This is a genomic window from Saccharopolyspora pogona (assembly GCF_014697215.1).
Taxonomy (GTDB): domain Bacteria; phylum Actinomycetota; class Actinomycetes; order Mycobacteriales; family Pseudonocardiaceae; genus Saccharopolyspora; species Saccharopolyspora hattusasensis.
The window spans coordinates 4654703-4666727 of record NZ_CP031142.1 but is presented as its reverse complement, the minus strand read 5'-3'; the positions used below and the strand labels follow the sequence as shown (position 1 = coordinate 4666727).

Genomic DNA, 12025 nt, shown 5'->3' with positions numbered 1-12025 from the left:
CCGCCGCAGGAAAACCGCTGACCGGGCTTGGCTTTCGCTCGGTCAGCAAGCAATACACTACACTCTGTCACACATTGACACAGGATCCGGAACTGTCAGTAACCCCGCAACGCGGGTGGGCGATTTCGCGCGAAACCGCCACCGTCGCGAACGGAACCGCTGATCGAAGCGGGCGTCGTGGTCAGCGGGGTTCGAGGGGGAGGGAGCGGCCCAGGACCGCGAAGGGCCGCGGGTCGCCCGTGAAGCGGTAGTCGCGCAGGACGTCCCCGAAGCCGACCCGGCGGTACAGGCGCCAGGCTCGGGTCGGCCCTTCCGGCGTCGACAGCAGGACCTTGCTGCCCTGCGCCCCGGCGAGCAGGCGGCGCAGGATCTCCTCGCCGAGGCCGACGCCCTGGCTGCCCGGGTAAACGTGCAGCTCGGTCAGTTCGAAGTAGTCGTCCAGCCAGGCTTCGGCATCGCCGCCGCTGTTGAGCAGGCCGCGGCGAACCTGCTCGTGCCACCACTGCCCGGGGGCGCCCAGGTAGCCGTAGCCGAGGCCGACGAGCTCATCGCGGTCGTTGAACGCGCCGACGCACCGCCATCCCGCGCGCAGCATGTGCGCCGACCACATCGGGGCGCGCTGCTGGGCGGTCGCGGGTGGGTAGTTCATCGCGGTCACGTAGATCTGCAGGGCCTCGGGGAGCCGGGCCCGGAGCTGGTCCGTGGTCAGCTCGGTGATCCGATCGAAGCTGGGGGATGGCGCGGCGGTCACGGCCGAACACTAACGCCTTCCCAGCGCGCGGTCCTTCTCGCGGCCGATCCTGCCGCCGAGGCGGCCTCACCGGGTGCCGGATTCGGCCACTCGGGTGATCATCTTGTCTGATCATGCCTCGAACAGGTGAGCTACGGCGCATTGCTTGAGTCCGTCGGCGGGGCGAGCTAATCTGTAGGTGTTCGAACGCGAGTTCGATGAACTCCGGTTCGGGCATCGAGTCCGACGGTGGGGTGGGGGAAGCACCCCGCCGCCGGACCTGCCGGCTCCCCACGGCAGGCGTGGACGGCTTCGTCGTGCAGAGGAGACTGCCGATGTCTTTTTCCACTGATCTCTCGATTCCTGCTCCGCGGCGCTCCGTGGAGAACCACGAACCGACACCAGAGGCCGAGACGCCGGCCGGCTCCCTGTCGTTGCTGCTCAACGCGCGAACGTGCTTGCGCGAGGCGGAGGAGGCGGACCGCCCCGGGGAGCGGTACGTCGCCGCGCACGTGGCCGCGTTACGTGCGGCGACCGCGGTCGTCGTGGCGCGCTCCTGGCGGCGGGAGAACGGTCGTCCGGCCAGCGCGTGGACGTTGCTGACCGGGGCCGCTCCCGAGCTGAGGGAGTGGGCGGCGTACTTCGCGGCGCGCTCGGACCGGCGGGCCGCGGCGGAGGCCGGGGTGCCCACCATCACCTGGCTGGACGCCGACGGACTTCTGGCGCGCAGCCGGGAATTCCTCGACATCGTGGGGCGAAGCCTGTTGGGGGTGGCTCGATGAACGGTACTGAAGTGAGGCTCGACTACGGGCGGATGCTGGACCTGCTCGGCATCGAGGCCCAGCTGCTCACCGCGGCGACCCACGACGCGCACATCCACGCGCCGGTGTGGGGCGCGTCCGGGAGGACCTTGGGGCAGACCATCCGGCACCTGGGCGATCTGTGCGAGGACACCCTGTCCTGGCTGGGCTCGTCCGCGGTGGAGCGGCGCTGGGACCTGCCGGACCAGCCCGAGCTGCGCGAGGTGACCGGCCGGTTCGCCGTCCGGTTGGCGGATCTGCTCGCCGAGCTCGGCGCCAGGCCGCCGCACGATCCGTGTCCGACGTGGTGGCCGGAGCAGCACACCGTGCGGTTCTGGCTGCGCCGGATGCTGCACGCCACGACGGTGCACCGGGTGGACGTGCAGGCCGCAGCGGGGGTGCTGCCGACTCCGATCGCGCCCGACGTGGCGACCGACGGCATCGACGAGGTGCTGCGGCTGTGGTTCGGCTACCGGTTGCACGCGCTCGGCATCACCGCGACGCGCGCCTGTTCGGTCGGGGTGTACGTGGAGGGCCGGAATTGGCTGGTCACCGCCGACCAGAACGGGACCGCGGTGGTGAGCTCGGACGACGTGTCGACCGCGACGCCCGACGCGGTCGTCGGCGGCGATGCGCCCGCCGTCTACCTCTGGATGTGGGGTCGGCTGCCCGATCGCGCCGTGGAGACCAGCGGCGATCTCGACGCGATCGCACAGCTGTGGGGCCTGCTGCAGCTGGCCACCCGCTGAGCACGCCGCCCGCGGCCGGTCGCGGGTGTGCGACCGGCTTCGCGCTGCGGCACGTCATTCGCGTCGGCGGCACGGCTGGGTTCGACATGCGCGGGTGCCGCTTCGGCGGGAAATTCCCGTCCATGCGGCCGCTTTCACGAAAACCGCTAAGTTGGGCCAGATTCGGGTGGAGGCGAGGTTCGTCCCCGGCTGGTGTTCGCGCGCTTGCCGTCCACCCGGCGTCGTTCCGAGGCGAGTTCCCTTGCCGCAAGCCGATAATCTGAACTCCAATCGGCGGATACCCCGGCCTTCGGGCCGGGGAGGAGTCGATCCTGAGGGCTGTTGGCCTCCGCCTCGACGATCGGCTTGGCCGGGCAAGGGAGCTTGCCGTCGCCGCGCAGTTCGGGGAGTTGATCCAACGGCACGTGAACTGCGGAACCGAGGACCGTGCTCAGGCACGCAGCCGGAGGCCCTTGGGCGTGGCGCGGAATCCCGCTTCGGTGAGCACTTCGGCCAGGCGGGACCCCCAAGCGTCTTCGCCGTCGGCGCGTTGCACCGCGAGCTGCTGCAGCCAGCCGTCCCGGACCACCCGGGCCAGCCCGGCCGCCGCGCTGCGCAGGGCGGATTCGTCGTCGGTGAACGACAGCAACGACTTCCCGCCGCGTTCGACGTAGAACACGGCCTCGCCGGACACGAGCACCACGAGCGCACCGGCCTTGCGGCCCGGTCGATGCCGGGTTTCGCCCATCACCGCAGGCCATCCCAGTGCGCCCCCGTAAGGCTGTGCGGGATCGGCAGCGGCCAGCACCACCGCGTCGCCGTCACTGTCCTCGCGGGACATGGCACGCAGGCGGTCGATCGCACCGGGCACCGCGAACTGCGCGGCGCCGAGGCCCTCGATGACGTACCCGCGTCGGCAACGACCGGATTCCTCCATGGCTCGAAGAACCTTGTACACCGCGGAAAACCCGCCCGTGACGCGCTCGATGTCCAGCGCTCCGCGCGTCAGCACCCCGTGCCGCTCCAGGAAGGCCTCGGCCCGCGCGTGCGCTCGACGGGTCGGGTCGCCCGACGGTTGTGGCGCCAGCGACCAACGTCCGGACACCGTGGGCGGGCCACTGCGGCTGGGCATCGACGGACGGCCTGCGCGCAACCGCGCGTAGCGGCCGCGCGGTGCGCTCCGGCGTGGCTTGTGCGCCGCGCCGCGGCCGGAAACCAAGGACCGCAACGGTGCCAGGGTGTCGTTGGTCGCCATGCCGGACCAGACCAGGTCCCACAAAGCCGAAGTGACCGCGTCGTCGGCGGGCGTGGCCTCGCCCTGCTCCACCAGCAGGGCTCCCGCGCGATCCGCCAGCTGGCGGAAGAACAACGCGCCACCGTCCAATGCGGACACGACAGCGCGGTGCAGCGGCGAATCGGCGGCAGACTCCTCCGGCAGGTCCGGAAGCAGCAGGTCGGCGACATCGGTGGGCGCCAACGCGATCCAGCCGTCGCCGCCGGCCAGGGAGCCGGAGCCGACCCAGGTGACCTCACCGGTGGCGGTCAGCTCGTCGAGCAGCGCGGAGGAGTAGCCGGGCAGTCGGGCGGGCAGGATCAACGACTCCAACCCGCTCGCCGGAACCGGCGCCCCCGCCAGTTGCTCGACCACGGCGTACACGTCGTCCACCGTGGGCGCGGAGCGCAACCGGGCTCCGATGCCGTGCCACGCTGGCAGGAAACGGCCCAGCGCGGCCGGTTCCACCGGTTCGACCTCCGCGCGAAGCCGCGCCAGCGACGCCCGCCGCAGCCGCCGCAGCACTTCGGCGTCGCAGTACTCCAGCGCCCCGCCACCACCGGCCTCCAACGGCCGAAGCTCGCCGCGGACCAACCGCCCGCTGCCGGTCAACCGGTCCAGCACGCCGTGGACGACGGCCACTCCCAACCCGAATCGCTGCGCTGCGGCATCGGCGGTGAACGGTCCGCGGCAGCGCGCGTAGCGGATCAGCAGGTCGCCCAGGGGGTCGGCGACCGGCTCGGTGAATGCCTCCGGCACGCCGACCGGCAGTGCGACGCCCAGCGCATCGCGGACCTTGCCGGCGTCCTCGATAGGAATCCAGCGCTCTTCGCCCGCGATGCGGACCTGCAGCACTCGTCGCTGTCCGGCCAGGTCGGCCAGCCACTCCGGCCGCACGCCCCGCGCCTCGGCTTCGGCCGCGGTCAGATCTCCCAGGAAGTGCAAAATGTCCATTGTGGACTCGGTGTCGCGGGCGTGCCTTTCCGGGGCGAGCCGTTGCAGCTGCTGCTCGATCTCGTCGAGCGCCTCCGGGTCGAGCAGCTCCCGCAGCGCCTCCGAACCGAGCAGCTCCGCTAGCAGCGTCGAATCCAGGCTCAACGCCGCCGACCGGCGCTCCGCCAGCGGCGCATCGGTCTCGTACAGGAACATGCCGATGTAGCCGAACAGCAGGCTGCGCGCGAACGGCGACGGGGTCGGGGTCTCGACCTCGACGACTCGCACCTTCCGTGCCGCGACCTGCGACATCAGCTCGGTCAACCCGGGCAGGTCGTAGACGTCCTGCAGGCATTCCCGCATCGCCTCCAGCACGATCGGGAACTGCTCGTACTGCGCGGCCACCGCCAGCAACTGCGCGGCTCGCTGCCGCTGCTGCCACAACGGCGTGCGGCGGCGCGGATCCCGGCGCGGCAGCAGCAGGGCCCGCGCCGCGCACTCCCGGAACCGGGCCGCGAACAGCGCCGAGCCGCCGACCTCGTCGGTCACCACCTGCTGGACTTCTTCCGGCGGCAACAGCACGTCCTCGGCGGTCGGCAGCACTTCCGCGCCAGACTCGTCCAGCGCATCGGCCAGCCGCAGCACGATCCCGTCGTCGGAAGAGGCGACCTGCGGCTCGATCCCGCGCCGCTCCCGGATCCGGGCTCCGATGGCCAGCGCCCACGGGCCGTTGACCTTGGCGCCGAACGGCGAATGCACCACCATCCGCCAGTCGCCGAGCTCGTCGCGGAACCGCTCCACCACGATCGTGCGGTCGTCCGGCACGTGCCGGGTCGCCCGCCGCTGTTCGTCCAAGTAGGACAGCAGGTTGTCCTGGGCCCACTCGTCCAGCCCGGCCGCCGCGATGCGCGACCGCGCCGCCGGGGTGTCTGCGCCGGTCAGCTCCCGGACGAAGGCGCCCAGGGCGCGCCCGAGCTCCAGCGGCCGTCCTGGCGAATCGCCCTTCCAGAACGGCATCCTGCCCGGCTCGCCAGGCGCGGGCACCACCACGACCCGGTCGTGGGTGATGTCCTCCACCCGCCAAGCCGAGGTGCCGAGCAGGAAGGTGTCGCCGACCCGCGACTCGTAGACCATCTCCTCGTCGAGCTCGCCGACCCGCACCCCGCCCTTGCCCGCTTCGTCTGCGGGCGTGGTAACCGTGAACAGCCCCCGGTCCGGGATCGTGCCGCCGGAGGTCACCGCGAGCCGCTGCGCACCGGGCCGCGCGCGCAGCTCGTCGTTCACCCGGTCCCACACGATGCGCGCGCGCAGCTCGCCGAACTCCTCGCTGGGGTACCGGCCCGCCAGCATGTCCAGCACCGCGTGCAGCGCAGAGTCCGGAAGCCCCGCGTAGGGCGCGGCCCGCCGCAGCAGCGCCGCGAGCTCCGGCACCGGCCAGGTGTCCATCGCGACCATCGACACGACGTGCTGCGCCAGCACGTCCAGCGGGTTGCGCGGGAAGGACAGCGACTCGATCAGCCCGTCGGCCATCCGCTCGGACACCACCGCGCAACCGACGAGGTCGCCCCGGAACTTCGGGAACACCACGCCCCGCGAAACCGCGCCGACCTGGTGCCCGCCGCGCCCGATGCGCTGCAGCCCGGAGGCCACGCTCGGCGGCGTCTCCACCTGGATCACCAGGTCCACCGCGCCCATGTCGATGCCCAGCTCCAGCGACGACGTGGCCACCACGCAGGTCAGCCGCCCGGACTTGAGCTCCTCCTCGACCACCGCCCGCTGTTCCTTCGACATCGAGCCGTGGTGCGCCTTGGCGACGATCGCAGAGGTGCCGCCGCCGATACCGGAACCGCCCACCGCCTCGGCCGGGAACCGCTCCAGCGCAACCGGTTCCTCCGCGGCGAGCTCATTGATCCCGGCGGTGAGCCGCTCGGCCAGCCGCCGCGAGTTGGTGAACACGATGGTCGAGCGGTGCTGCCGGATCAGATCCAGGATCCGCTCCTGCACGGACGGCCAGATCGACGTGTGCTGCTCCGCGCCCGCCGCCGGGCCCTCGACCTCGCCGGTCGACGCGCCCAGCTCGGCCATGTCCGGCACCGGCACCTCGACCCGGACCTCGACCTCCTTGGGGTGCGCGGGCTGGATCGTGCGCACCGGCCGACCACCGGCCAGGAAGGTCCGCACCTCCTCCACGGGCCGGACCGTCGCGGACAGCCCGATGCGCTGCGCCGGCTGCGGCAGCAGAACGTCCAGCCGCTCCAGCGACAGCGCCAGGTGCGCCCCGCGCTTGGTGCCGGCCACCGCGTGCACCTCGTCGACGATCACGGTCTCTATGCCGCACAGCGACTCCCGAGCCGCTGAAGTCAGCAGCAGGAACAGTGACTCGGGCGTGGTGACCAGCACGTCCGGCGGGGTGCGGGCGAACGAACGGCGCTGGTCGGCCGGGGTGTCCCCGGTGCGGATGCCGACCTGGATGTCCGGCGGGGCGCCGCCCCGGCGTTGCGCGGCCTGCCGGATCCCGGCCAGCGGCGCGCGCAGGTTGCGCTCCACGTCGACGGCCAGCGCCTTCAGCGGCGAGACGTAGAGCACCCGGCAGCGCTGCTTCGCGTCGGCGGGCGTGCCCTCGACGGCCAGCTTGTCCAGGGCGGAGAGGAACGCGGCGAGCGTCTTGCCGGAGCCGGTCGGCGCGACGACCAGCGCGTGCTCGCCGTCGGCGATCGCCTCCCACGCCCCGCACTGCGCTTCGGTGGGCGCGGCGAATGCCCCGCGGAACCAGTCGCGGGTCGCCGCGGAGAAGCCGTCCAGCACATCGGTCACCAGGAAAACGTAGCGCGGGTGCCCGTCCTTCAGGGCAAGGAAGAAGCGCGCTTTGCCACGATCATGGTGTGCCGACCGGATACGCGCGGTGCCGCGGTCCACATGCCTCGCCAGCTTCCGGGTGGACTCGTGCGTCCGGACGGTACCGATGCGCGGTAGCGTCACATGACGACGGTCCCGGTCAACGAGTCCGAAGCTGCCGGTGGTGAACCGGCACGACAACACGGCCGCTTGCCCTTGAACCTCGCCGAAGCCCAGCTTGCGGCCCTTGCGTTTGCCCTTGCGCGATGCACGACCCGTTGACACCGCGTGCCAACGGGTCGTGCATGCGTAACCGTGCTGGAACAGCGTTCGGGACGGGACTGTCCACAAGGGCTGGACGTTGGTGTGATCCGCGGCGAATGCGGGGATCTGTGCAATTCGCCGCTGCGAACGTGGCAGCATTCGACCCCGAAAGCGTCAGGCTTGGGAGGGGGACGGGTGCGCGTCCTGTCAGTGGATCTCGGCACCTCGAACACCGTCGCGGTGCTGTCTGCACACGGCCGGCCACCACGGGTGGTCGAAATGGATGGTTCGGCGACCATGCCGTCCGCGGTGTTCGCCACCGAGGACGGCGGGATCATCGTCGGCCGCGACGCCGAGCGCCGGGCGCGGCTCGACCCGTCCAGGTTCGAGCCGAACCCGAAGCGCCGCGTGGACGAGAGCACCCTGCTGCTCGGCGACAACGTCATCACCGTCACCGATGCACTGGCCGCGGTCCTGCACCGGGTCGCCGAGGAGACCACCCGGCAGCTCGGCGGCGCCCAGCCCGACGAGGTCCGGCTGACCCACCCCGCGCAGTGGGGCACGGTCCGCCGCAACGTGCTGCTGTCGGCCGCCCGGCTGGCCGGGTTCAGCTGCAACCTGGTGCTGGTCCCGGAGCCGGTGGCCGCCGCCGCGCACTTCGCGTCGTTCCCCGACCGCACCCTCGGCGCCGGCCAGGCGTTGGCCGTCTACGACCTGGGCGCGGGCACCTTCGACTGCGCGATCGTGGGCGCCACCCAGAACGGGTTCGCGGTGCTGGCCGAGGACGGCCTGGCCGACCTCGGCGGCCTGGACGTCGACCAGGCGCTGCTGGAGCACGTCGGGCGGCAGGTCTCGAACAAGGACCCGCAGCGCTGGCAGCGGCTGCTGCGGCCGGCGAGCACCGGCGACCGGCGGGCCCAGCGCGCCCTGCGCGAAGACGTCCGCGCCGCCAAGGAAGCCCTCTCCCGGCACCCGCAGACCGAGGTGCCGATGCCGGAACCCTTCGACGACGTGCTGGTCACCCGCGCGGAGCTGGAAGCGCTGGTGCGACCGAGCATGCTGCGCAGCGTCGAGCTGCTGGCCGCGGTGCTGCGCTCCAACGGAATGGGACCGGAGAACCTCGACGGGGTGTACCTGGTGGGCGGCTCCAGCCGGTTGCCGCTGGTCGCCAGCCTGATCGGCAAGCAGCTGCGGATCGTGCCGACCACCCTCGACCAGCCGGAGACCGCCGTCGCGCTGGGGGCGCACCACGTGTCCCGAGACGGGGCGGCGATGTGGACCCAGGACTTCCGGAACAACCTGCCGTCGGGCCCGGTCGCCATCCCGCAAACCGGGCAGCCGCAGGTCGGGTACCGGGAACCCGACACGGTGCGCACCTACCCCGTCGCGCCGCCGCCGCAGCAGCAACCCCACTTCCAGCAGCCCGCCGCCAAGCCCGACTCGCGGCGCAATCTGCTGATCGGCCTCGGCGCGGTCGCGGCCGTCGCGGTGATCGTGGCGATCGTGTTCCGCGTCTCCGGCGGGTCGGGTGCCCCCAGCGCGGCGGAATGCCAGCAGCCCGGCACCGTCGACGCCAAGGGCTTCACCGCCTGCATGGCCAACCTGGCCGGCAGCGTTCCCGAGCAATCCAACTGCGCGCCCGGCTGGCAGCGGATCATGCCCGGCCTGCGGGAGCTCGACGGGACCGTGGCGTCCTGCTCGATCGGCAACCCCAACTCGGGCACCCAGATCATCTACACCCAGCTGGGTTCGCAGGAGGCCGCGCAGAAGCGGGCCGACCTGCTGCTGGAGTTCAACGGCGTGACCAGCGGCCAGCAGGTCGAGGCGGAGTGGAGCGGCAACGGCCTGTCCGGCACCTACCGTGCGGTCACCAGCGACACCTTCGGCACCTTGGTGTTCACCGTCGACGACCGCCCGCTGGTCGGCATGGTGCTCAAGCCCAACGACGACAAGAAGCTGGACCCGGGCAAGATGGCCGACGAGTTCGAGCAGAAGGTCCAGCCCGGCACCGACTGATCGGCTCACCGCCGGTTGCGGTGCTCCCAGAAGAAGCGCACCGCGAGCGCAATGACGACGAGGAACCCGGCGCCGATTACGGCTTGGCCCAGCGGGCTGGACAATCCGGTCGGATCGGCCAGCAGGAGCAGCACACCACCAGGGTACGGGCGCCGCGTACGCTTTCGGGCGATGCGCCACACAGCTTTCCGCCAACGCATGGCCGACGAATTCGGCCGGGTCCGCGCCGAGATGCTGGCCCAGGACCACGTTTTCTCGTTGCTCGGCGGGCGCACGGTCGACCAGGCCCTGGAAGCCGGGCTGTCGACCAAGGAGGTCTGGCAGGCCGTCTGCGAGGTTTTCGAAGTTCCCGCCGAACGGCGCTAGGACTCCGAGCCCTCCTGCCGCTCGGCGGTCGGCCGCTGCGGGGGTCGGCGTTCCGGCACCTCGAAGTCCGCCCACAGGTTCTGCGCGCTGATCTGCTGCTCGGGGGTGCGCCCCGCGTCCTGGTAGTGCTGGTAGGCCCGGCGCCGTTCCTCCTGCATGTGCCGGTACGCCTCGGACTGCACCAGCCGGTGCTGCTCCGGCGTTGGATGGCCCTCGGCGACGGCGACCTCGGCCCGGCAGATCTGTTCGAGCTCGGCGATCCGCCGTTCATCGGCCAGCCGCTGCTCCGGGACGTCCTGGGCGGGTGGCTCGTGGTGCCGGTAGCGCACGTAGGGGTTGTCCTGCGGCAGGCCGCCGCTGAGCCGGCCGTAGAACCCGAAGAACATCAGCAGCATGCCCGCGATCAGGCTGAACACCACGTTCGGCAGCTTGAAGGCGAACACGTTCCAGGGCGTGTTCAGCAGGCCCAGGTTGATCAGCCCGGACAGGAAGAACAGCACCCCGATGGCGGCGGTGGTGGTGGAGGCGACCGGTCCGCCCCAGGCCGCGGCGCCGATCAGGAGGACGCCGACCACGACCGAGACCAGGGCCAGCAGGCCGTTGCTGGATAGCCCGATGATGTCGATGCCGCTGGTGGTGAACAGCGGAACCCGGTTGGCCAGCCCGAACGCGCCGAAGACCAGCAGGAAGGCACCGAAGATGGCGGCCGCGACCCGGTAGAACCGGCTCAGCGGGTGGTCGGGTGGCAGGTAGCGGTCCATTCGCATGGTCGGCACCTCCTCGGGGCCGGGCGGCAGGTTCACCCGATGGGCTATTCCGAGTGTCCACCTCGATCGCGCTGATCGCACCGTCACACGATCAGGTGGCGGAGCTGGCGTGTCGGGCCGGTGATCGAACATCCGTTCGTCTAAGATGGAATCGCACGGGCTCGAATCGGCGAAGCACCCCGCAGCCGGATTGTCGGTCCCTGCCCGTAGCGTCTGATCTGACACACGACGACCAAGTTCGACTCGACCGAGGTGGACCCCCGATGGCAGCGACACCGGACAAGGGCAAGGCGCTGGAGCTGGCGCTCGCCCAGATCGACAAGCAGTACGGCAAAGGGTCGGTCATGCGGCTCGGCGACGAGTCGCGCGCACCGATCGAGGTCATCCCGACCGGTTCCATCTCGCTGGACGTCGCGCTGGGGATCGGCGGTCTGCCGCGAGGCCGCATCGTGGAGATCTACGGCCCGGAGAGCAGCGGTAAGACCTCCGTGGCGCTGCACGCCGTGGCCAACGCGCAGAAGCTGGGCGGCACCGCGGCATTCATCGACGCCGAGCACGCGCTGGACCCGGAGTACGCCAAGGCGATCGGGGTGGACACCGACGCGCTGCTGGTGTCCCAGCCGGACACCGGCGAGCAGGCGCTGGAGATCGCGGACATGCTGATCCGCTCCGGCGCACTGGACGTCATCGTCATCGACTCGGTGGCGGCGCTGGTGCCGCGCGCCGAGATCGAGGGCGAGATGGGCGACAGCCACGTGGGTCTGCAGGCCCGGCTGATGAGCCAGGCGCTGCGCAAGCTGACCTCCGCGCTCTACAACGCCAAGACCACCGCGATCTTCATCAACCAGCTCCGCGAGAAGGTCGGCGTGATGTTCGGCTCGCCGGAGACCACCACCGGTGGCAAGGCGCTGAAGTTCTACTCGTCGGTGCGCCTGGACGTGCGCCGCATCGAGACGCTGAAGGATGGCTCGGACGCGGTCGGCAACCGGACCCGGGTCAAGGTGGTGAAGAACAAGGTCGCCCCGCCGTTCAAGCAGGCGGAGTTCGACATCATCTACGGCATCGGCATCAGCCGCGAGGGCTCGCTGATCGACATGGGCGTCGAGCAGGGCATCATCCGCAAGTCCGGTGCCTGGTACACCTACGAGGGCGACCAGCTCGGCCAAGGCAAGGAGAACGCCCGCAAGTTCATGCGGGAGAACCCGGACATCGCCAACGAGATCGAGAAGCGGATCAAGGAGAAGCTCGGCATCGGGGCCACGCTGGACGCCGAGAACGCCGAACCGGCGCCGGTGGACTTCTGATCCCGCTGA

The 12025-nt window shown here is 71.1% G+C and carries 9 protein-coding genes; 5 read left to right on the top strand and 4 right to left on the bottom strand.

The window, feature by feature from the left end; all coding sequences use genetic code 11:
* Window positions 1-181 precede the first annotated feature (181 nt).
* On the bottom strand, window positions 182-751 hold the full coding sequence (locus tag DL519_RS21320; protein ID WP_190817410.1) for a GNAT family N-acetyltransferase: 570 nt from the start codon (window positions 749-751) through the stop codon (window positions 182-184).
* A 197-nt stretch (window positions 752-948) separates the two neighbouring features.
* Here DL519_RS21320 and DL519_RS21315 point away from each other — a divergent pair, with 197 nt between their 5' ends.
* Both DL519_RS21315 and DL519_RS21310 read left to right on the top strand, forming a co-directional pair.
* Window positions 949-1512, top strand: a complete 564-nt coding sequence (locus tag DL519_RS21315; RefSeq protein WP_223839361.1) for an SAV_6107 family HEPN domain-containing protein — start codon at window positions 949-951, stop codon at window positions 1510-1512.
* Entirely contained in the window at window positions 1509-2279 is a 771-nt protein-coding gene (locus tag DL519_RS21310) for a maleylpyruvate isomerase N-terminal domain-containing protein (protein ID WP_223839360.1), read from the top strand. Before DL519_RS21315 ends, DL519_RS21310 begins: the two co-directional genes overlap by 4 nt.
* A 430-nt stretch (window positions 2280-2709) precedes the next feature.
* On the opposite strand, the gene DL519_RS21305 is transcribed toward DL519_RS21310, so the two are convergent.
* Window positions 2710-7278, bottom strand: a complete 4569-nt coding sequence (locus tag DL519_RS21305) for an ATP-dependent helicase (RefSeq protein WP_190824124.1) — start codon at window positions 7276-7278, stop codon at window positions 2710-2712.
* A 480-nt stretch (window positions 7279-7758) separates the two neighbouring features.
* Between DL519_RS21305 and DL519_RS21300 the strand changes: the two genes are divergently transcribed.
* Window positions 7759-9579: an Hsp70 family protein gene (locus DL519_RS21300; protein ID WP_190817408.1), complete on the top strand. Its 1821-nt coding sequence runs from the start codon at window positions 7759-7761 to the stop codon at window positions 9577-9579.
* A gap of 5 nt (window positions 9580-9584) precedes the next feature.
* On the opposite strand, the gene DL519_RS48845 is transcribed toward DL519_RS21300, so the two are convergent.
* Window positions 9585-9713 (bottom strand): hypothetical protein, encoded by a 129-nt coding sequence (locus tag DL519_RS48845; protein ID WP_263399679.1) that lies wholly within the window; start codon window positions 9711-9713, stop codon window positions 9585-9587.
* A gap of 37 nt (window positions 9714-9750) precedes the next feature.
* Here DL519_RS48845 and DL519_RS21295 point away from each other — a divergent pair, with 37 nt between their 5' ends.
* Window positions 9751-9945, top strand: a complete 195-nt coding sequence (locus tag DL519_RS21295; RefSeq protein WP_190817406.1) for a DUF3046 domain-containing protein — start codon at window positions 9751-9753, stop codon at window positions 9943-9945.
* Here the strand turns inward: DL519_RS21295 and DL519_RS21290 are convergent.
* Window positions 9942-10712, bottom strand: coding sequence for a DUF4383 domain-containing protein (locus tag DL519_RS21290; RefSeq protein ID WP_223839359.1), 771 nt, complete (start codon window positions 10710-10712; stop codon window positions 9942-9944). The two genes, DL519_RS21295 and DL519_RS21290, sit on opposite strands and share 4 nt — an antisense overlap.
* A gap of 263 nt (window positions 10713-10975) precedes the next feature.
* Between DL519_RS21290 and recA the strand changes: the two genes are divergently transcribed.
* The gene (gene recA / locus DL519_RS21285; RefSeq protein ID WP_190817403.1) at window positions 10976-12016 is read left to right on the top strand and encodes a recombinase RecA; all 1041 of its coding nucleotides are present in this window, start codon (window positions 10976-10978) and stop codon (window positions 12014-12016) included.
* Window positions 12017-12025 lie beyond the last annotated feature (9 nt).

Coding starts and splice junctions, on each gene's coding strand:
- DL519_RS21315 (WP_223839361.1), top strand. CDS start 949: ATGAACTCCGGTTCGGGCATCGAGTCCGACGGTGGGGTGGGGGAAGCA.
- DL519_RS21310 (WP_223839360.1), top strand. CDS start 1,509: ATGAACGGTACTGAAGTGAGGCTCGACTACGGGCGGATGCTGGACCTG.
- DL519_RS21295 (WP_190817406.1), top strand. CDS start 9,751: ATGCGCCACACAGCTTTCCGCCAACGCATGGCCGACGAATTCGGCCGG.
- DL519_RS21290 (WP_223839359.1), bottom strand. CDS start 10,712: ATGCGAATGGACCGCTACCTGCCACCCGACCACCCGCTGAGCCGGTTC.
- recA (WP_190817403.1), top strand. CDS start 10,976: ATGGCAGCGACACCGGACAAGGGCAAGGCGCTGGAGCTGGCGCTCGCC.